At 60.7% G+C, this 19,612-nt stretch carries 16 protein-coding genes; 4 read left to right on the forward strand and 12 right to left on the reverse strand.

Annotated elements, in window-relative coordinates:
- The first annotated feature begins 46 nt into the window (after nt 1-46).
- Together ACN1C3_RS28120 and ACN1C3_RS28125 are read left to right on the forward strand one after the other, a co-directional pair.
- Entirely contained in the window at nt 47-1,399 is a 1,353-nt protein-coding gene (locus tag ACN1C3_RS28120; protein WP_419118996.1) for a 3-oxoacyl-ACP reductase, read from the forward strand.
- Between the two features lie 2 nt (nt 1,400-1,401).
- Entirely contained in the window at nt 1,402-2,256 is an 855-nt protein-coding gene (locus tag ACN1C3_RS28125) for a MaoC/PaaZ C-terminal domain-containing protein (RefSeq protein ID WP_419118997.1), read from the forward strand.
- Nucleotides 2,257-2,265: 9 nt separating this feature from the next.
- On the opposite strand, the gene ACN1C3_RS28130 is transcribed toward ACN1C3_RS28125, so the two are convergent.
- The 7 genes from ACN1C3_RS28130 to pbpC form a co-directional block, all read right to left on the reverse strand.
- Nucleotides 2,266-2,715: a DMT family transporter gene (locus ACN1C3_RS28130; RefSeq protein ID WP_419118998.1), complete on the reverse strand. Its 450-nt coding sequence runs from the start codon at nt 2,713-2,715 to the stop codon at nt 2,266-2,268.
- Between the two features lie 205 nt (nt 2,716-2,920).
- Nucleotides 2,921-3,391, reverse strand: a complete 471-nt coding sequence (locus tag ACN1C3_RS28135; protein ID WP_419118999.1) for a prepilin peptidase — start codon at nt 3,389-3,391, stop codon at nt 2,921-2,923.
- A 162-nt stretch (nt 3,392-3,553) separates the two neighbouring features.
- Nucleotides 3,554-4,114, reverse strand: coding sequence for a DUF4136 domain-containing protein (locus ACN1C3_RS28140; RefSeq protein ID WP_419119000.1), 561 nt, complete (start codon nt 4,112-4,114; stop codon nt 3,554-3,556).
- Nucleotides 4,115-4,155: 41 nt separating this feature from the next.
- Nucleotides 4,156-4,746, reverse strand: coding sequence for a DUF4136 domain-containing protein (locus ACN1C3_RS28145; protein WP_419119001.1), 591 nt, complete (start codon nt 4,744-4,746; stop codon nt 4,156-4,158).
- A gap of 24 nt (nt 4,747-4,770) precedes the next feature.
- Complete coding sequence (locus ACN1C3_RS28150) at nt 4,771-5,520, reverse strand: methyltransferase domain-containing protein (protein WP_419119002.1); 750 nt, start codon at nt 5,518-5,520, stop codon at nt 4,771-4,773.
- On the reverse strand, nt 5,520-5,822 hold the full coding sequence (locus ACN1C3_RS28155) for a MazG-like family protein (protein ID WP_419119003.1): 303 nt from the start codon (nt 5,820-5,822) through the stop codon (nt 5,520-5,522). Before ACN1C3_RS28155 ends, ACN1C3_RS28150 begins: the two co-directional genes overlap by 1 nt.
- 150 nt (nt 5,823-5,972) lie before the next feature.
- The gene (gene pbpC, locus ACN1C3_RS28160) at nt 5,973-8,309 is read right to left on the reverse strand and encodes a peptidoglycan glycosyltransferase PbpC (protein ID WP_419119004.1); all 2,337 of its coding nucleotides are present in this window, start codon (nt 8,307-8,309) and stop codon (nt 5,973-5,975) included.
- Nucleotides 8,310-8,426: 117 nt separating this feature from the next.
- Here pbpC and ACN1C3_RS28165 point away from each other — a divergent pair, with 117 nt between their 5' ends.
- Nucleotides 8,427-8,720, forward strand: coding sequence for a hypothetical protein (locus ACN1C3_RS28165; RefSeq protein ID WP_419119005.1), 294 nt, complete (start codon nt 8,427-8,429; stop codon nt 8,718-8,720).
- A gap of 138 nt (nt 8,721-8,858) precedes the next feature.
- On the opposite strand, the gene ACN1C3_RS28170 is transcribed toward ACN1C3_RS28165, so the two are convergent.
- Complete coding sequence (locus ACN1C3_RS28170; protein WP_419119006.1) at nt 8,859-13,760, reverse strand: alpha-2-macroglobulin family protein; 4,902 nt, start codon at nt 13,758-13,760, stop codon at nt 8,859-8,861.
- A gap of 253 nt (nt 13,761-14,013) precedes the next feature.
- On the opposite strand from ACN1C3_RS28170, the gene ACN1C3_RS28175 reads away from it, so the two are divergent.
- Nucleotides 14,014-15,360 (forward strand): MATE family efflux transporter, encoded by a 1,347-nt coding sequence (locus tag ACN1C3_RS28175; protein ID WP_419119007.1) that lies wholly within the window; start codon nt 14,014-14,016, stop codon nt 15,358-15,360.
- On the opposite strand, the gene ACN1C3_RS28180 is transcribed toward ACN1C3_RS28175, so the two are convergent.
- From ACN1C3_RS28180 to ACN1C3_RS28195, 4 genes are all read right to left on the reverse strand, one after another.
- Entirely contained in the window at nt 15,354-16,208 is an 855-nt protein-coding gene (locus tag ACN1C3_RS28180) for an alpha/beta hydrolase (protein WP_419119027.1), read from the reverse strand. The genes ACN1C3_RS28175 and ACN1C3_RS28180 overlap by 7 nt on opposite strands.
- 159 nt (nt 16,209-16,367) lie before the next feature.
- Complete coding sequence (gene speA / locus ACN1C3_RS28185) at nt 16,368-18,281, reverse strand: arginine decarboxylase (RefSeq protein WP_419119008.1); 1,914 nt, start codon at nt 18,279-18,281, stop codon at nt 16,368-16,370.
- A gap of 223 nt (nt 18,282-18,504) precedes the next feature.
- On the reverse strand, nt 18,505-18,876 hold the full coding sequence (locus ACN1C3_RS28190; RefSeq protein WP_419119009.1) for a translation initiation factor Sui1: 372 nt from the start codon (nt 18,874-18,876) through the stop codon (nt 18,505-18,507).
- 177 nt (nt 18,877-19,053) lie between these two features.
- Complete coding sequence (locus ACN1C3_RS28195) at nt 19,054-19,611, reverse strand: NUDIX hydrolase (RefSeq protein WP_419119010.1); 558 nt, start codon at nt 19,609-19,611, stop codon at nt 19,054-19,056.
- Nucleotide 19,612 lies beyond the last annotated feature (1 nt).

The following is a 19,612-nucleotide window of genomic DNA, read 5'->3' on the forward strand; positions in this document are numbered from 1 at the left end:
CCATCAATGGTCCACAGTTTGAACCCCAGCTGCTGGAGAGCGTTCCATGTCTGACCGCTATATCGACTTCGCCAACTCGGCCATCGGCCACCGCCTGGTCGCAGCCCTTGGCCTGCCGTCACCGGTACGTCTGGAGCGGTGGGAGGCCGGGCGCCTGCGGCCCATCGAAGGTGCGCTGCTGATTGGCGGCGGGCCACTGGCACAGAACGTCAGCGATCTGGCCAACCGCCTCACCGATGCGGTTTACAGCTACGGCCCAGAACCTCTGGTGGCGCCCGCCTGGATTCCCGGCCACGGCCCCAAGCTCAAGGCCGTGGTGTTCGATGCCAGCGCCATCGTCCAGACCGATCAACTCAAGCAACTGCGCGAATTCTTCCAGCCGCTGCTGAGAAACCTTGATCACAGCCCTCACGTGGTGATTCTCGGGCGCGCACCGGAAAGCCTCAGCGATCCCTTCGCGGCCAGTACCCAGCGGGCGCTGGAAGGTTTCAGTCGATCGCTGGCCAAAGAACTGCGCAACGGCGGCACCTTGCAGTTGTTGTATGTGGGCGAAGGCGCCGAAGAGCAGCTCGAAGGTGCGTTGCGGTTTTTCCTCTCGCCAAAAAGCGCTTACGTGTCCGGGCAAGTGCTGCGCCTGAACGCCTGCGACACCCAGGTTCAGGACTGGAGCCGCCCGCTGGCCGGGCGTAAAGCCTTGGTCACCGGTGCTGCACGCGGCATTGGTGCAGCCATCGCAGAGACCCTGGCCCGTGATGGCGCCGACGTCATTTTGCTCGACGTGCCGCCCGCCAAAGCTGATCTCGATGCCCTCGCCGCACGCTTGGGCGGGCGCAGTATCGCGCTGGATATTTGTGCCGAAGACGCCGCCGCGCAGTTGATCGAAAACTTGACCGAAGGCATCGATATCGTGGTGCACAACGCCGGGATTACCCGCGACAAGACCCTGGCCAACATGACCCCGGAATTCTGGGACGCGGTGCTCGCGGTCAATCTCAATGCGCCACAAGTGCTGACCAAGGCGTTACTGGACAGCGGCACTCTGCGCGACAACGGTCGAGTCATTCTGTTGGCCTCCATCAGCGGCATTGCCGGCAACCGCGGGCAAACCAACTATGCCGCGAGCAAGGCCGGGCTGATTGGCCTCGCTCAGGCCTGGGCGCCGCTGATGCATGAACGCGGCATCAGCATCAACGCGGTGGCGCCAGGCTTTATCGAAACCCAGATGACGGCGCACATTCCCTTCGCCCTGCGCGAAGTCGGGCGACGCATGAGTTCTCTGGGCCAGGGCGGCTTGCCTCAGGACGTCGCCGAAGCGGTGGCCTGGCTCAGTCAGCCAGGTAGTGGCGCAGTCACCGGGCAAGCCTTGCGCGTCTGCGGGCAAAGCGTATTGGGAGCATAACCATGGCAGTGGACTGGCACGCATTGAACCGCGCCCCGCATCTGACCGAGTTGTATGTTCGGGCGGCCACGCGGCGCAAGATCACCGGCACCACGCTGCCCGAAGACGGGCTGCGTTGCTGGGTCGATGTCGACCCCAAACGGCTGGCGGCGTATTGCAAAGTCTGCGGTTTTGTCGAAAACGGCTTGCTGCCGCCGACCTATCCTCATGTGCTGGCGTTCGCCTTGCAGATGCAACTGCTCACCGCCAAGGACTTTCCTTTCCCGCTGCTAGGGTTGATTCATCTGGCCAATCGCATTCAGATTTTTCGGCCCATGGGCGGCGTTGGCAGCGTGCGAGTCAGTGTCCAGATGAAGAACCTGCAGCCTCACGCCAAAGGTGTTGTGTTCGACCTGATCACTGCACTCGAAGATCCGCTCGGCCCGCTGTGGGAAGCCGAAAGCCGCATGCTGTGTAAAGGCGTCAAGTTGCCGGGCGAACCCATTACCGAACCGCAAAACCCGACAGTAGCCTTAAACGAACTGACACGCTGGTGGGCTCCCACCGAGATCGGCCGGCGGTACGCCAGGGTTTCCGGCGACTACAACCCGATTCACCTGAGTGCGGTCAGCGCCAAACTGTTCGGTTTCCCCCGGGCCATCGCCCATGGTTTGTGGAACAAGGCTCGCACCCTCGCAGCCCTGAGCACACACCTGCCGACGGCCAATGTAGACATTGCCGTGGAGTTCAAGAAACCGGTGCGCTTGCCCAGCGAGGTGACGCTGCTGACCAGCGCGGCGGGTTCAAGTGGAGATTTTCGGTTGATGGGAGCCGGGGATCTGGAACATATGATCGGTAGTTGGCGACCGATCGCCTGAGGTCGCGACTCAGCCACGCCGGATCATGAACACGCCCGCCAGGATCAACACCAGCCCGGCGGCTTTTCCGACACTGATCGGTGCTTCGCGAAAACCGGCCCAGCCGAAATGGTCCAGCGCCAGCGCCATGCCTAATTGACCGGCCAGCACTAGCGCCATGAACAGCATGGCGCCGATTCGCGGCCCGGCAAACGCGGCCGTGGTGATGAAGAAAGCGCCAAGCAGACCGCCGCTCCAGTGCCACCAGGTCAGGCTTTTCAATGCACTCAACGTCGGAACTTCACGTTGAACCATGACCAGAATCAGCAGCGCCACAGTCCCGACAAAAAACGAAACCAATGCTGCCGCCAGAACGCTGGAGACCTGTTTAGCCAATTGACCATTGATCCCCGCCTGCAACGGAAGAAAAGCACCGGCAATAAAAGGCAGGCAAAGCAACCACCAGACAGGGGCGGGCATAGTGTTCTCCAGCAGAGGAGCAGAGGAAAGGGCGCGCGCATTATAGGGCAATGCCCCCAATGCAGGAGCTGCCGCAGGCTGCGATCTTTTAGTCAGACGCTGGATCTCTTTTGAATGACTGGCCGCCTTTGCGGGCAAGCGAACGTCGCCCGATGTCGAAGGCCAGGTCGGTGGCCATGACATTGACGCTGGCAGCTCAGAGTTTCTAGGGTATCCAGGCAACTGCCAGGAGCATGCCGACCAAAATGAACGGTGCAAAGGGCTGTTGTTTCGACTCTTTCGGGTCGAAGTATTGCAAATAGGCTTTAAGCTTTTTGTTCATAAGCGGCCAGAGTCTGGGAGCAATCAGCAGCCAGACCACACTGGCGATGCCCGCGCCAATGAAGGTTCCCAGCAGGTGCATGTTATCGGTCGCCAGCCCCAATGCTGCCATCAGTTTCACATCGTCAGCCACCAGGCGCCCCATCGCGTAGCCCGGCAAGGTGAAAGCCAGCGCCAGGAAAAACGCCCAAACCCCCTGCTCCGAACTGGAGCCGAGCCAGGTTGCGCCGTTCCACAATAAATACACCAGGGCCACGACGGTCGCACCGAGGGTCAAGCTGTTGGCAATTTGGCGTTGCTGAATATCCTGCACTGCGCAGACAGCCAACCAAATAAATAGGAGAAAGCTCTGCATCAGGTAAAAAGCGTCCCTTTTGGCTGAATGATTCTATGCTGGCATGACGTAGTACTTGTCAGGGTAGACGACTGGCGGAGTATCGGTGGGAGGTAAAAAAAGATCGTCCGAACGAGGCCGCAGATTCGGGCCGCGTTCGGACGATCTTTGTCGGGATTTCGATTACCGCGGCGGATAATTCGCCAAAATCCTGCCCACAGTCGCGTGTATAGCGGCGCTGCGGTCTGCCGGGTTCGGTGTGCTGCTAAGCATTTGCTCGTCACTGCCGCGCCAGACCAGCTTGCCGTCCTTGCCATCGAGCATGTCGATCTGAATGGTCGCGACCTTGTAGCTGACGTTACGGGTTTCGTTGTACATCGGCCCGCCCCAATAGCCATTCCATGGGCCACCCCAGGCACTGCCACCGTAGCTGGTGGTTACTTGTTGCTGACGATTTTCGACGATCAGATAAGTCTGCACATTAAGGTCGCCCTTGGTGCCGGCAGTCGCCGGACGCAGGCCGCGTTGATCCAGCTGTTCGCTGACTGCCTGGCGAATACGCTGCTCGGTCAGGTCACTTTTGATCCGTGGATCATCGGGGCGGTATTGCAGGGCGGGTTCTTTCCAGCTCCAGCTACGATAGGCGGCAAAGTCGCGGCTGGCATCAAAGTCGTGGTTGACCTGGTTGGAAGCGCAAGCACTCAGCAGCGCAGCCAAAGCCAGTAAAGCGAAACGGCGGAACATGATTTTTCTCCGGACGAAGACATGAACCTGATGGCGTGTTGCTAACTAGGAGGATACGCCGACATGGCCTTTCCCACAGCTTCGCGTAATGCATCGGAGCGCTCGCTCAGACTGCCCTGGCTGCTGGTTTCGGCACTGGCGCTCCACACCGGCTGCCCGCTACTGGCGTCGAACAAATCGACTCGAACGACCACCACATTGACCTCGTACGTACGAACAACGGGCACCGTGTTGTACATGCCGTAGCCATTGCCATAACCGCCGTACCCATAGTCATCCTGTACCTGACGCAGGCGTTTTTCCAGATGCACATCGGCGCTGACCCACAGGTCCGCCGGGCGATTGTCATGCAGCGGGCGCAAGCCACGCTGGTCGAGTCCATTGCTGACCGCTTCGGCGATCTGCGCCGAGTCGGCCCAGGCCGAGCCTGTGGGCAAACGACCATTGAGCCAGGCCCAATTGCGGTAGCGACCGTAGTCTCGCTGCGGCGCCGGGTAGGCGCTGCGGTCGAAGGTGTTGGCCGCCTGGGGTGGCGCCGGCGGAATCGGGTTGGAGCTGGCGACATACGGATTGCTGCCCTGGCAAGCGCTCAGCACAAGGCACAACACGACTAATCCAACGCGCGGTTTCATTTCACTCTCCACTGACTGGGCCGCTTAAACCGGACGGCAGATCCAGTGTAAATAACGTCCAAGTCCGATAAAGCTTGGGTGACGACGGTGGGCCAGCTCCATTTCCAGCAGGTCCACTATCTCGGCGCGGGCCTGGAATTCCACCGGCATGTAGTCATGAAAAACCCGCACCCCGCTCTGAGTTTCGACCGTCCACAGGCCCTCAAGTTGCGCCGCCAGTTCCCGCGGATCAAGGGGCCGCTGCGGCGTCAGGCTCTGCTTTTCACCGGCCATGTCGTTCTTGCGCATCTTGCGGAAGTGGCCCTTGAGCAAGTTGCGATAAATCAACGCATCGCGGTTGTAGAACGCCAGCGATAGCCAGCCGTCCTTGGTCGTCAGCTGATGCAGCACCGGCAAAATTGCATGGGGTTCGGCCAACCATTCCAGCACCGCATGGCACAGCACCAGGTCGTAAGGTTCGGTGAGCTGCCCGAGCAGATCCTGCCACGGTGCCTGAATAAAGGTCGCGGTTTGCCCGGCCTCGGCGAAACGCTGGCGGGCGCCTTCGAGCATCGGTTCGGCAGGCTCTGCCAGCGTTACCTGGTGCCCGCGCTGGGCCAGCCAGAGCGACATGTGACCAAGGCCAGCGCCGATGTCCAAAACGCGCAGCGGTCGGTCCGGCAGGGTCTCGGCCAAATCGGCCTGGAGCACCGCGAGACGAATCGCCCCTTTGGCACCACCGTAGATTTTCTCGGCGAAACGGGTCGCCAACTGGTCGAAATGACGGTCACTCATTAGCTGAACCTCCGTTCGCTGTCCGCCAGCTTGCTGCGCACCACCTGTTCCATATCCAGCCCCAGCTCGCTGCACAGCAGCAATAGATAAAGCACGATGTCACCCACTTCCTGACCGGCATGGGCGAGTTTGTCGGCAGGTAATTGCCGCGATTGGTCCTCGCTGAGCCACTGAAATATTTCCACCAGCTCGGCCATTTCCACACTGGCGGCCATGGCCAGGTTTTTCGGGCTATGGAATTGGCGCCAGTCGTTACGGTCGCGGATGGAGTGTAGGCGTTTGGTCAGTTCGTCAAGGTTCATCGGGCTCTCCTGAAGGCGTATAGCTTCGGGTGGATGGCGAATGAAGGCAAGCACCGAACATTGCTGTCGCTTCGCGACAGATCGCGAGCAAGCCCGCTCCCACAGGTACCGCAGCGCTCTTGTGGGAGCGAGCCTGCTCGCGATAGCAGTCTAATCAACGACGCTGAACTCGACCCGTGCCGTCTGCCCACCTTCATCCAGCACGCTGAGCTGGTAGCGGCCGATCTGATCGAAGGTCGCGTTGATGCTGTCCTGATTCGCGCTGTCGCCCAACGGTGCGCCGTTGACGAACCACCAGCGCCGACCGCTGCCGCCCAGGGCCGAGAGTTTCAAGCGCAGCAGTTCCTGGCTGGCGGCCGGGCGGCGCAGTTGATCGCCTTCGCTCACGCCGACAATCGATAATGGCGACGCGGCCGACAGCATCGGCCCAGGGCAGTCTGGGTCGTTGGCCGGCAAACGCGCTTCCCGACGTTCCACCCTCGGCAACCACGGTTCCAACGGCGCCGGCCACAATGCAATCTCACGGGCCATGGCACCCGGGCATTTTGCGTCGACTCGCAGGCCCTTGGCGTTGACCCAAATTTTCTCCAACAAGCCGACGCCCAGCGGTTGGTCCAGGGCCTGTAATGTTGGCGGTGTGGTGCCATCCAGGGTCCAGGCGAAACGCTGGCGACGGCAATTGGGGTCGCTACGACTCATCGGCTGGCCCAATGGCCAACAGATCGCCGCCACGCCAATGTTCGTCGGCACCGGCTGTACCGGGGGAGTGATTCCCCGCTGGCTGTCGCGGTTGATCAGCACGTCGTGCACTTGCAACATCAGCGGTGCTGCCGAGGCCAGGCCAAACTGCCCCGGCACCGGCGTGCCGTCTGGACGACCGATCCAGATGCCGATCAGGTAACGCGGGCCGACGCCAATCGCCCAGGCATCGCGAAAGCCATAACTGGTACCGGTTTTCCAGGCCAACACCGGGCGCTGCACCAGCTCGGCGCGCGGGTCACGATCCGGTCGCGCCTGACCGCTGAGAATCCGCCGCACGATCCACGCCGAGCCCGGCGATAGCATCGGTCGTTCACGCAGCACATCGTCGGGCTGCAAACGAATGTTGGCGCTCTTGCCGCCACGGGCGAAAGCGCTGTAGCCACTGACCAGATCCTCCAGACGACTGCCGGCCCCGCCCAAAATCAACGCTAGGTTCGGTTCGGCCAAGGGCGGCAGCGTCAGCGGCACACCGCCGATGCGCATCTGGGCGGCAAAACGTTTCGGCCCGTAGGCTTCGAGCAACTGCACCGCCGGCAGATTCAGCGAGGTAGCGAGCGCGGTGCTGGCCGACACTGCGCCGCTGAAACCCATGGAAAAATTACCCGGCCGATAGTCACCGTAGCGTCGCGGCACGTCCTGCAGCAGTGATTCGGAATGAATCAACCCGGCATCCATGGCCATGCCGTAGAGGAACGGTTTGAGGGTCGAACCGGGCGAGCGCATGGCGCTGACCATGTCCACATGACCAAAGCGTCGGGTGTCGTTGATATCCACCGAGCCGAGGTAGGCGCGTACCGCCATGGTCTCTTCTTCGACCACCAGAATCGCTGCAGACGTATGCTCCGGCAAGCGCGCACGCCAGCCCAGTAGTAAGTCTTCGAGGCGTCGCTGCAACGTGGCATCGAGGGTTGTGCGGATCAACGGCGGGCTGTCCGGACGGTTCAGCCGCCGCGCCAGCAACGGCGCGAGACTTGGCTCCAGACGCGGGGCCAGCAGCAAGGGTTCTTCCAGCGCTTCATTCACCGCTGATTGCGGCCAGACCTGGAACTGCGCCAACCGTCGCAAGACTTTATCGCGCGCCACTTGCGCCCGCGCCGGGTGGCGGTCCGGGCGCAAACGGCTCGGCGCCTGGGGCAGAACCGCCAGCAGCGCAGCTTCGGCGTGGGTCAATTGCTGGGGTGATTTGCCCAGGTACGCCCAACTGGCCGCCGCGACACCTTGCAGGGTGCCACCGAACGGCGCGCGGTTGAGGTACAGGTTGAGGATCTGATCTTTGGACAGGTGCCATTCCAGCTGCGCAGTGCGCCAGAGCTGCCGCAGCTTGCCAAACAGCGTGCGCGAGTGCGGATCAAGCAGCCGCGCGACCTGCATCGACAAGGTGCTACCACCCGACAGCACGCGCCCGCCGGTAAGGTTCTGCCACGCGGCGCGCCCCAGCGCCAAGGGGTTCACACCGGGGTGCCGATAAAACCAGCGATCCTCGTAAGTCAGCAATGCGTCCAGGTAATACGGCGAAACTTGATGGGTCTCCACCGGGTATCGCCAAACGCCATTGGCATCGGCAAAGCGCCACAGCGGCGTGCCGTCTTCGGCCAGCACCACACGCGCCAGATCGTCCTTGGGCAAGGGCAAGGGCCAGAGGCGGTCGGCGAGCCAGAGCAGCGCGATCAGAAGCAGCAAGGTCATGACCGACCCTCGCAGGATTCTGACCCAGCGGCGCTGCATAACTAATCTAAAACTCAAACCCACGAACCTCTATGCTTTAAGGGAACTCGCCAGCGTAAATAATGGCCCAAGGCTCAGGTCTGGCACCCAAGCCACCCCTTTCATCAGGACGCACACATGCAGGTAGAAAGCTTTTTCGAATGGCTCGGCCAGGCGCTCGGTTCAGTCATCCGGTTTATCGTCGATGGGCTCAGTGGGTTGTTCAATATCCTGACGCACGCCGGCAGCAATTTTGTCGAAGGGCTTTCCCGCACGCTGGGCATGGACACCTCGATCATCAACATCCTCGCACTGATCGTCGGCCTGATGCTGTTGTACTCGGCGATCCGCGCCTTTATGAGCGCCTCGATCATCATGGGGATCATCTGGTTACTGCTGGGATTGTGGCTGTTGAGCTGGATTATTCATTGATGAGCGCATCCCTCTCTGACACCGATCGTTCCCACGCTCCCGCGTGGGAATGCAGCCCGTGACGCTCTGCGTCACAAGAGCGGACGCAGAGCGTCCAGTGAGGCATTCCCACGCAGAGCGTGGGAACGATCATCTCCCCTACCGCCCTTTGATCACCATCTCCGGCGGTGTTTCGCCTACGGCATGCCAGTTCGGCCGGTACATCGACTCCACTTGCGGCGGTGGTACGCGGTAGGTGCCGGGGGTGACGGCGCGCGCCAGGTACAGCAGGTGCGTGGTGCCGTAACCGTCCAGGTTCATCGCCGCCACGTAGCGGTCATCGCGGAACTCCTGATGCTTGAGGCTGGCGTTTTGCATCGACACGCGCCATTCCTTGACCTTGCTACTGGCGTTTTCCAGACTCGCGGCGCTCTGTGCCAGATTCTGGTTTTCCAGCTCCAGACCGGCGGGCAACAAGTCCACCACCAACGCGTCCGGCACTCGCTGCTTGGCGCTGACCGCCAAATGCACCAACACCAGATCGCCACTGGCCAAGGCCTTGAGGTCCAACGGCTGGCCGTTCATGCCCAGGTACTCGCGGCGAATGCTCAGGTTCTCGCCACCCGCTATCGGCGCCTGTTGTGGATAACCGGAGATGGTCAGTTGCTGATACACAGGCTCCTTGCCTTCGTTGTGCAAGGACAGCGGCGATGCCAGCAGCGCACCTTCAAGTTTCAGACCCGGTTGGTTATTGCTCAGCTCACGGACTTCACCGCCGCTGCTCAGTTGCGCAGTCCAGTTGGCTTCGGGCTTGCCCAGCAATCCACGACCGGCGAGGAACAATGAGTTGCGCTCCTGAGTCGACAGGTATTGGTTGGCCGCCAGTTGATCGGACAGCTCGAACAGACGCTCTTCGCGCTTGCCCTTGGCCAGGTCGTTCTCCTCCAGCAGTGCCAGAATCAGCGCCTGATCGCGCAACGGACTGCCATAATCGGCGAGCCAGTCCTTGCTGTTGCGTGACGCCGCCAACCCTGCGATCAATGCCTGATCAGCACGTGGCTGGTCGCCCATTTTCTGCAAGGCGATGGACAGTTGCACCAGCGGCAGACCGGAACGGGCATCGGTGCGACGCTCGAACAGACTGCGCAACGCACCCAGTGGCGCCTGTTGGCTGCGGGCCAATACCAGACCGGCATAAGCCTGCACCGCGAAGCGCGTGTGCTCGGCGTTTTCGCTGTAGTTCACTTCGATCAGGTTACGCTCCTGAACGTAACGCAGCAGCCGTTCGTTGGCCTTTTTCAGTGCCTGGGGCGGAACTGTGAAACCTTGCTCGCGAGCGCGCAGCAGGAAGTCGGTGACATAGGCGGTCAGCCAGTACTCTTCCTCACCGTCCGCCCCCCACAAACCGAAGCTGCCGTTGTAGCGCTGCATGCCCAACAGGCGTTCGATGCCCAGCTCGATCTTGCGTTTGCGATCAGCGTCCGGCTCGCCTGCAAGACCAAGGCGTTGGAGGCTCGCAGCGTCGGCATACAGCGAAGGGTACAAGCCGCTGGCGGTTTGCTCTAGACAGCCATAGGGATAGGCCTTGAGCGCACGGATCTGCTCACCCAGGTTCAACGGCGGTCGGCTCGACAGGCTGAGCAAGGCTTCACGCCCGGCCGGTTCGAAAGCCGCCAACTCACCCTCCGGCAAGTTCCACGGCTGATCCTTGAGCACCGCGCGGTAGTGCTTGAGCATCGCCGGATAGGCCGGACGCACACCCAAGGTCCACTCGCGAGTGAACGGCGGCAGGTTCTCGCCCGGCAGGTCCAGACCGTCAACCAGCACTTTGACGTTACCCTGGCCGAAACCGCCCAGTGCCTGCACCGGAATCTGCACAGTAGTGCGCTGACCTTGAGTCAGCTGCACGCTGTGAGTCGCCTCGCCGAGCAAACTCAGTTGGCCCTCAGCGCTCAGTTGCACCGTCAGGTTCTGGGCCTTGCCCGAGAGGTTCGACAGGTCCAGCGCCAGTTTCGTCTGGTCACCACCGGCGAGGAAACGCGGTGCCGAGAGTTCGGCGATCAGCGGCGCGGCGATCACTGTTTTGCCTTCGGCCATGCCGTAGCGATCGTCAGTCCAGGCTTGGGCCATCAGACGCAGTTCGCCGTTGAAGTCGGGGATGTCGACACTGACTTCACCTTCGCCCTGCTCGTTCAAAGTCACTGGAGCGCTTTGCAGGGCAACGATGGTCACGCTGGTGTCGGGACGCTTGCCACCCTTGGCCAGCGCCGCGTCACCACCAAAAGCCAGGCTGGCCAAACGCCCCTGACCGGCCTCGATCAGTTGCCCATAAACATCCAGCTGGTCGGCGCCATACGCCTTGCGACCGAACAGGCTGGAGTACGGATCCGGCGTCGGGTATTCGGTGATATTGAGGATGCCCACGTCCACGGCGGCCAGCAGCACGTGCACCTGTTTCGGTACGCTGCCGTCGGCATTTTTCGCTTGAATCTTCACCGTCAGCGGTTGTTTCGGACGCATTTTTTCCGGTGCATTCAGGGTCAGGCCGAGTTTGCGCTGGGTGCGATCCAGCGGCAGGTGCAGCACACCGACCGCGCGTTTCGGGGTGACATTGGCTTTGCGTTCGCCGGGACGAATCACCAGCGCGCTGACATACAGATCATGCCGCGACCATTTCGGATCGAGTGTGACCGCAAAGCTTTTGCCCTCGGCCGGCACGTCGATTTCCTGCCACCACAATGGACCGTCGGCCGATTCCACCAACAGATAACCTTTGCCGGCAGCCGGCGGGGTGACAGTCACATTGGCCGTATCGCCATCGCCGTAGGCCGGCTTGTCCAGCGCCAATTTGACCTGATCTGGACGCACTGCGCCGCCTTGGGCGTTGTCCTGGGAGCGGTAACCGGCCCAGAAGCGCAGGCTGCTGACCAGACCGGTCTGCGGGTCTTCGACTTCGACGCGGTAAGGGCCCCACTCCACCGGGAAGCTGACTTTCGCGGTGTCGCCGGCCTTGATGCTGACGGTTTCTTCGTCAAGGTTGAGGAATTTTTCGTTGAAGTGATAGCTCCAGCCATCGCTCTCCGAGTAGTTCCAGTAATAGTCACGGCGTTCGCGCACCAAGCGGACCTTAAGGTTATCCGCCGCCAGTTTCTGGCCTTCATTGTTGGCCACCAGCAGCTCGAACTCGACCGGGCCGTCGCCGTTGGTTTCTTTACCCTCGAACAACCCTCGCAGTCCCGGCAGACGATCCGCCGGCCATACCGGTTGCACCACGCGACGGGTGATCGGCCGGCCGCCGGACTCTTGCAGGCTGGCCTGAACGATGAGTTGCAGCGGCGATTTGGCTTCGGCCCATTTGCTTTCAAGGGAGATAACCGCTTCACCATTGGCGTCCAGCGCGGTTTCGTCGAGTTCCAGATCCTGACTCAACTCTACTTCTGTGACCGAGCCAAACTGATAACCGGGCAAGGCTTTGACCGCCTCACGCAGCGGCCGCACATACACCTGGCCGCTCAGGCGATTGCCCGAGGCCGGTGCACCATAGAGATAGCGGCCGTTGACGCTGATTTCGGCGGTATCGGCCGGTTTGATCGGGCCATCGCTGCCTTTGAGCTCAAGGGCCAGACGCTCAGGCAGGAAGTCTTCGACGAGGAATTCATACAGCTGCGGCTTGCCGTCGCCCAGATCGAACACCAGCTGCCAGCGCCCGGTCGGCGCTTCGCCGGCCAGTTGCAGTTGATATTGATAGAGACCCGACGCATCAGCGTCCCAGACAAACTTGCGGCTGACCTGTTCATCCGGGCGACGAACTTCGACGCTCACCGGTTGCGGTTTGACCGCATTGCCGTCTTTGTCTCGCAGCAAGGCGTTGAGCAGCACAGTTTCGCCGGGGCGATACAGGTCGCGCGGACCAAATACAAAGAATTGCAGGGGATGGGCTTGCGGCCCGCCGATATCGAACTCGGCCAGGTCCAGTGCGGCGCTGTTCAAACGCAACAGGCTGGTCTGCTCGCCCTGATGAGCCAGCAGTACTTCGGCTTTTTTCGGCAACGGCAATTGCGCATGGCCGCCCTTCTCGGTCTTGCCTTGGCCCACTACATGGCCGTCGCTGTCGAGCAGTTCGAGGCTGACATCATCCAGTGCCTTGCCGCCTTCCAGCGCTTGGGTGAAGACGTCCAGACGATTCTGGTAACGATGCACCGACAGACCGATATCACTCAGGGTGAACAGGGTCGCCGGTTGCGAGTAGCTGTAAGTGCCGGAAGCGCGCATCACCGCCAGGTAGACGCCGGGTTGTTGCAACGGCTTGAGGCCCGCGATCGGCAGTAACAGGGTTTCCCGGGTATTGCGCGCCGGGTTCAGGTCGAAGCGGCCGCCATAGACCAGATCCGCCATCGGCAGCAGTTCGCGCGACTCATAACTTTGCAGGCTGGTGTTGCGGCCCCATTGGCTGAGAAAGGCCGGCAGGGCTTCGGGTTTGATGCGGAAGAATTCGACGTTGATCTTGTTGACGTTCAGCGCGATCACCGGCAGCCCTTCGGCCAAACGGGTCGGCAGCAAGGTGCCACGGCTGGCAAAGCCTACGGTGGACTGCAGGTCACGGGTTTCCAGTCGGCTGACGTAGTCGGCGGAGAGTTTGGTGTCGTTCACCGCGCGCAGACCGGCATCGACGGTGAGCACCAGTTTGCGCTGAGGCTCAAGGTGACGCAGGCGCAGCTCCATCAGGTTATCGGAGAGCTCCCAGGCACCGTCGACCTTGCCGCTCTTGCTATCCACCAAGTGCAGTTTTTCATCGAACTTCTGCTCAGGGTCCAGCGGCACCGAAAAACTCACCGACAGCGTGCTGGCGCCATCGAGCTGAACTTCGGAAACGTCCACCACGCTTAACTCGCGACCGGCGTAGCGCTGCTTCAGAACAGCAACGTCCTGTACCGTTTTGGCCTTGGGTGCTGTGACCGCCGCTGCGGGTGCGGCAGTGGACGGCGCTTTATCGGAAGTCGACGAATCGCAAGCGCTTAGCAGCGCCAGCGCACAGGCCAGAAACAATCCTTTGTTAAGCATGAGGCACTCATTGGCAGGAGTATCGAAGGGTTGAACTATATATCACTGGTGCCAAACCGCCTGTCACACCGGTCACATTGACCGATAGAGGGAGGGGGGGCTCTGAAAACAGTGGCGCCTGTACTGCAGTCTTCGCGGGCAAGCCCACTCCCACAGGGATTGCGCACATCCTGTGGGAGCGTGGCTTGCCCGCGAAGGGAACAACGCCAATTCTGGATCTGCCGCTACAATGCCGGCTCAACAAGGAGCCTGCATGTCCACCCTGATCACCGATTGGCGCCACCGCCTGACTCATCGCCGTGTCTGGGCGCTCGCGGCGCCGATGATTCTGTCGAACATTTCCGTTCCGCTAGTGGCTCTGGTCGACAGCACGGTGATCGGCCATCTGCCCCATGCCCACCAGCTCGGCGCTGTCGCTATCGGTGCCAACCTGTACCTATTTCTGGCCTGGGCCATGGGTTTTCTGCGCATGGGCTCCACCGGTTTTGCCGCTCAGGCTGCCGGACGCGGGGATGGCACAGCACTTCGACAAGTCCTGCTACAAGGCTTGCTGTTGGCCATGGGCCTGGCGCTGCTGCTCGGTGCCATTGGCGTACCGCTAAGCAGTGTCGCCCTGAGCCTGATGCAACCCTCTGCTGAACTCGACCAAATGACCCGGGACTTTTTCCATACCCGGCTGTTCGGCCTGCCGGCGGCGCTGGCCAGTTTTGCGTTAGTGGGCTGGTTCCTCGGCACCCAAAACGCCCGCGCACCGCTGGCGATCCTGCTGAGCACCAACCTGGTGAACATCGCGCTGAATCTGTGGTTCGTCCTCGGTCTGGAATGGGGTGTGGTCGGCTCGGCACGGGCCTCGGTCATCGCCGAATGGACCGGCGCGCTGATCGGTCTGGCCATGACCCGCAAAGCCTTGCGCGCCTACCCCGGCCATATTGTCTGGGCCGCGCTGGCGCTGTGGCAAAGCTGGCGACCGCTGCTGGCGGTCAATCGGGACATTTTCATTCGCAGCCTGGCGCTGCAGTCGGTGTTCTTCCTGATCACCGTACAGGGTGCACGGCTGGGTGACGCGACGGTTGCGGCCAATGCCCTGCTACTCAACGGTTTACTGCTCACAGCCCATGCCCTCGACGGTCTGGCCCATGCCGTGGAAGCCCTGTGCGGACATGCCATCGGTGCCCATGACCGCCAGGCCCTGCGCCGCTCGCTGGTGGTGGCCTGTGGCTGGTCATTGCTGGCCAGTGTGGGCTTCGCCGTGCTGTTTCTGTTGGCTGGTCATCTGTTCATTGAAATGCAGACCAACATCCAGAGCGTGCGCGAAACAGCGTTCATCTATTTGCCTTATCTCGCGGCGCTGCCGCTGATTGCGGTCTGGAGCTACTTGCTCGACGGCCTGTTCATCGGCGCCACTCGCGCCAGGGAAATGCGCAACGGCATGCTGCTGACCGTGATCATCGTGCTGCCGTTTGCCTGGGCTCTACGGGGCTTTGGCAATCATGGTCTGTGGCTGGCGTTTCTGTTGTTCATGCTGCTGCGAAGCCTGACCCTCGGGGCATTTGCCTGGCACATAAACAAGAGCGATGGCTGGTCCAGCGCCACTCACTGAACAGGCGTGGCATTGATAAAAGCAGCGACCTCATCCAGCACCGGCGCCAATCGACGCAGTGGACGGGACATCGCGGCCACCAGCGTCGCGTGGCTGGTGTGGGAAAAATAGAGGTCCTGTACCGGAACACCGGCCAGGCGAAGCTTGCGCGCCAAACCACCCGTATTGCGTGTTGGATTGACCACATCATCGTCGCGCGAGGCCATCAGCAAGGCCGGCGGCGCGCCCCGACTGACATGGTTGATAGGTTGCGAATCGGGCGGTGAGTCTGGATAAAAAAACACCGGACGGACCTCGGGATTCACTATGGGTAAAAAATCGTAAGGCCCCGCCAGACCAATCCAGCCGCTGAGGTTATGCGGTGTCATTCCAACCGCGCCCAAAAAATCGGGGTCGAGTGCCAGCATGGCGACGTTGTATGCGCCTGAGCTGTGCCCCATCAAGTAGAGCCGCTGCGGGTCACCGGAAAACTGGTGAATATGTTCATGGGTCCATGCCACTGCCTGAGCCCCATCCTCAAGGAACAATGGATAGCGTACCTGTGGATAAAGTCGATAGTCGGCCACAACCGTCACTATCCCTCTGGAAGCCAGTGCCTCACCGACAAAGCTGTAGTCGTCGCGTGAACCGCTGTTCCAGCTACCGCCATAAAAAAACACCACGACCGGGGCGCTTTTCAGACCCTGTTTTGGCGTATAGACATCGAGTTTCTGCCGCGGATCACTGCCGTAAGCAATGCCTGAGGTTTTGTTGAACGTACTGCTGGGGGTCAGCGAGTTGAGCAGTTTGAGGGGCGAGCACGCCGTCACTGCCGCCAACAGCAACCCTGTAAGCGCCAGGCCGGACAGCCACTTGAATGTGCAACGCTTCAATAGAAGATCTCGTGCCAGCTACTGCGCAAGCTATTGAGGCGCTCTTTCTGAAAAGGAAACATCGCACCAGGCCATCTGAAAAAACACACGGGTTACAGTGCATTTTCAGACAGCCTGAAGCAACTGCTTATGACCTCAAGAAGACAGGTAAGACGAACGAGTCAAACCCAGGCGCAGGGCGTCGAGGTACTGGGTACGCTCGGCGGCGCTGATATTCGCGCAGGCAACCTTGTCCCGGTAGTGGGTCATCAGCTCTTCCGGGGACAAGTGCACGTAACGCAGCATGTCTTCGATGGTGTCGTGGGTTTCGATACCGGCGCTGTACACGCTGCCATCCGGGTTCTGGTAGAGGTTCACCGAGTCGGTATCACCGAACAGGTTGTGCATATCCCCGAGAATTTCCTGATAGGCGCCTACCAGGAAAACCCCCAGCAGGTAATCTTCACCGTCGTTCAGCGCATGCACCGGCAAGCTGGTTTCGATGCTTTGTTCATCAACGTACTGCTTGATCTTGCCATCGGAGTCGCAGGTCAGGTCTTGTAGCACGGCACGACGTAGTGGCTCTTCGTCGAGACGGTGCAATGGCAGAATCGGCAGCACCTGGCCGATCGCCCAAGTGTCCGGCAGGCTCTGGAACACCGAGAAGTTGCAGATGTACTTATCGGCGAGCTTGTCATTGAGTTCGTCGAGCACCTGACGATGGGAGCGCTGACGGGCTTTCAACGAGTTGTGCAGGCGACGGCAGACCGCGAAATAGCACTGTTCGCCCAAGGCTTTGTCGGCCAGAGTCAGTTTGCCATCGGCGTACTGGGTAGCGATGTCGCTCATGTAGTGCGTGGCGCGCCAGTAGGTCTCGGTGACCATCTCGATGTCGGTCGGGCCCAGCAGGTCAACCAGCCATTGCACGGTTTCCGGCAGTTCTTCCTTGTTGTCGATCAGCGGCACGTCGTCGTTGTGCTTCTCGACGTCAGTCACCTGAACCACCAGCATGGCGTGGTGGGCGGTCAGAGAGCGCCCGCTCTCGGAGAAGATGTTCGGATGCGGCAGGCTCTGCGCGTCGCAGAATTCCTTGAGCATGCCGACCACGACACCGGCGTAGTCATCCATGTCGTAGTTGATCGAGCTGGCATTGCGCGAGTGGGTACCGTCGTAGTCGACACCCAGACCACCGCCAACGTCGATGTGATCCACCGGCAGACCGAGGTTGCGCAATTCGCCGTAGTAACGGATCGCTTCCTTGAAGCCGTGCCGGTAGTCATCCAGGTTGGCGATCTGCGAGCCCATGTGGAAGTGCAGCAAACGAATGCCTTGGTCCAGGCCGGCCGCGCGGAAACGCTCGACCACCGACAACAGTTGCGCCGCGGACAGACCAAACTTGGATTTCTCACCACCGGTGTCAGCCCACTTGCTCGAGGCCAGGGACGACAAACGCACTCGCAGACCGACCTGGGGCTTGACCTTGAGCGTAGCCGCTTCTTCGATCACCAGACCGACTTCGGATTCTTTCTCGATCACGATGAACACGTTGTGACCGAGCTTCTGGCCCATCAGCGCCAGACGAATGAACTCGCGGTCCTTGTAACCGTTGCAGACGATGGTCCCGCCCTTGGGCGCCAGCGCCAGTACCGCCAGCAATTCCGGCTTGGAGCCGGCTTCCAGACCGATGGAAACGTCCTGGGTGGCGATGATGCTCTCGATCACCGCTTCCTGCTGGTTAACCTTGATCGGGTACAGCGCGGTGTACTTACTCTGGTATTCCAGACGCTCGATGTTGGCGTCGAACGCACCGGTCAGCTGACGTACGCGGTCTTGCAAAATGTCCGGGAAGCGCACCAGCAGCGGCAACGACAGGCCGCTTTTACGCAGTTCCTCGACTTGTTCGAACAGATCGATAGGCGCGCTGCTCGGGCCGTTCGGACGAACTTCGACGCGACCGGCGTCATTGATCGCGAAATACCCGGCCCCCCAATGGCGAATCCCATAAACACTGCGGCTGTCCGCAACTGTCCATTGGCTGCCATCGTCTTTGCGTGTGCGTCGTACGGACATCGAAGTCCCCTATAAATGAAGTCATAGAGCGTCACCTGAGATCAGGCTGGCGCAGTCTAAAGAATGAAAATGACGATTAGCCTGCATTCGAGGGGGATAGACCTCGCTTACAGCACGGAGTTTAGAAACCGGTTTGAACAGGCTCTGTGAAAACCATGGAGACGACGGCAAACCTGAATCGGATCAGGACTGCATCAAGTCGGGGTGGTCTTCACAGAGGCTGCTAACCGCCGGACTTCTTCGCTTTGAAACCGAGTTTGATCAGCTCTGCCAAGAGTAGCTCGACATGCTCGCCCTGGATCTCGATGACGCCGTCTTTCAACGTGCCACCGGTGCCGCAACGCTTCTTTAGCGTAGTGGCTAGCGTACTGAGCGCATCTTCGGCCAACGGCACGCCGGTGATGGTGGTCACCGTCTTGCCGCCACGGCCCTTGCTTTCGCGACGCACGCGAGCAATGCCGTCGCCGGCAGGGATAACGGTTTGTTTGCAGATGCAGGCATCCACCGGCTGGCTACAGTCCGGGCAATGTCGACCTGCGTCGGTGGAAAATACCAGGCCACCAAGGGCGGCGAAGGATGCGGCTTTTTTGGCCACCGGCAATCCTCTTGGGAGGACAAAGACTGGTCGAAGCACTTTGGCAAGTGCCATCGACCGCGAAGCCCCACTCAGGCAGGGGCAGCGCTACTGAACCGGGCAATTCCGGTCCAGCTTGAAAAGGTCGCGCAGTGTAACGGCAAAAAGCGCACTTGCTAAGAGCCAATCGGCGCCAATTTATGCATCTTTTGCGACGTGTCCGCCCTGTGAGCGCAGATAACGTTTCAAGGCAGCCAAAGAGTCCGGGCAATAGGGCTTTTGCGCAATTTCCTGCATCACCTGGTCGATCGGCATGAAGTGCGCTTCCAGCACTTCTTCAGGTTGCAAACGCAATGGCCCGTCCCAGACCGCCGAGAACGCCGAACACCACAGGCGATTGCCGGTATCTTCAAAGAAAAAGTGATCATGTGCGGTCAATTCCACACCGCTCACCCCCAGCTCTTCTTCCAGTTCACGGGCCGCCGATTCAGCATAAGTCTCTGTCGCCAGGACCATGCCGCCTGCCGCCACGTCCCAGAAACCTGGATAGATGGCTTTGCTCAGGGTTCGCCGATGCACGCACAGCTCGCCGGCGGAATTGAACAGCATGATGTAAGTGCCGCGCCCGATCAGCCCACGCTCGCGCAGATCGGACCGGACCAGGGCGCCGAGCAAGTTGTCTTGCTCATCGACCCAAGCGATGAGTTCAGCATCCGAGGCCGCGCGATGCGCAGCCTCTATAGAGGTCTCGACCATG

Source organism: Pseudomonas sp. H11T01 (assembly GCF_048515765.1).
GTDB lineage: Bacteria > Pseudomonadota > Gammaproteobacteria > Pseudomonadales > Pseudomonadaceae > Aquipseudomonas.

Bases quoted from the DNA above. Each gene is read 5' to 3' on its own strand.
- speA (WP_419119008.1), bottom strand. From the start codon at position 18,281: ATGTCCGTACGACGCACACGCAAAGACGATGGCAGCCAATGGACAGTT.
- ACN1C3_RS28175 (WP_419119007.1), top strand. From the start codon at position 14,014: ATGTCCACCCTGATCACCGATTGGCGCCACCGCCTGACTCATCGCCGT.
- ACN1C3_RS28125 (WP_419118997.1), top strand. From the start codon at position 1,402: ATGGCAGTGGACTGGCACGCATTGAACCGCGCCCCGCATCTGACCGAG.
- ACN1C3_RS28135 (WP_419118999.1), bottom strand. From the start codon at position 3,391: ATGCAGAGCTTTCTCCTATTTATTTGGTTGGCTGTCTGCGCAGTGCAG.
- ACN1C3_RS28155 (WP_419119003.1), bottom strand. From the start codon at position 5,822: ATGAACCTTGACGAACTGACCAAACGCCTACACTCCATCCGCGACCGT.
- ACN1C3_RS28140 (WP_419119000.1), bottom strand. From the start codon at position 4,114: ATGTTCCGCCGTTTCGCTTTACTGGCTTTGGCTGCGCTGCTGAGTGCT.
- pbpC (WP_419119004.1), bottom strand. From the start codon at position 8,309: ATGCAGCGCCGCTGGGTCAGAATCCTGCGAGGGTCGGTCATGACCTTG.
- ACN1C3_RS28165 (WP_419119005.1), top strand. From the start codon at position 8,427: ATGCAGGTAGAAAGCTTTTTCGAATGGCTCGGCCAGGCGCTCGGTTCA.
- ACN1C3_RS28170 (WP_419119006.1), bottom strand. From the start codon at position 13,760: ATGCTTAACAAAGGATTGTTTCTGGCCTGTGCGCTGGCGCTGCTAAGC.
- ACN1C3_RS28145 (WP_419119001.1), bottom strand. From the start codon at position 4,746: ATGAAACCGCGCGTTGGATTAGTCGTGTTGTGCCTTGTGCTGAGCGCT.
- ACN1C3_RS28130 (WP_419118998.1), bottom strand. From the start codon at position 2,715: ATGCCCGCCCCTGTCTGGTGGTTGCTTTGCCTGCCTTTTATTGCCGGT.
- ACN1C3_RS28120 (WP_419118996.1), top strand. From the start codon at position 47: ATGTCTGACCGCTATATCGACTTCGCCAACTCGGCCATCGGCCACCGC.
- ACN1C3_RS28195 (WP_419119010.1), bottom strand. From the start codon at position 19,611: ATGGTCGAGACCTCTATAGAGGCTGCGCATCGCGCGGCCTCGGATGCT.
- ACN1C3_RS28150 (WP_419119002.1), bottom strand. From the start codon at position 5,520: ATGAGTGACCGTCATTTCGACCAGTTGGCGACCCGTTTCGCCGAGAAA.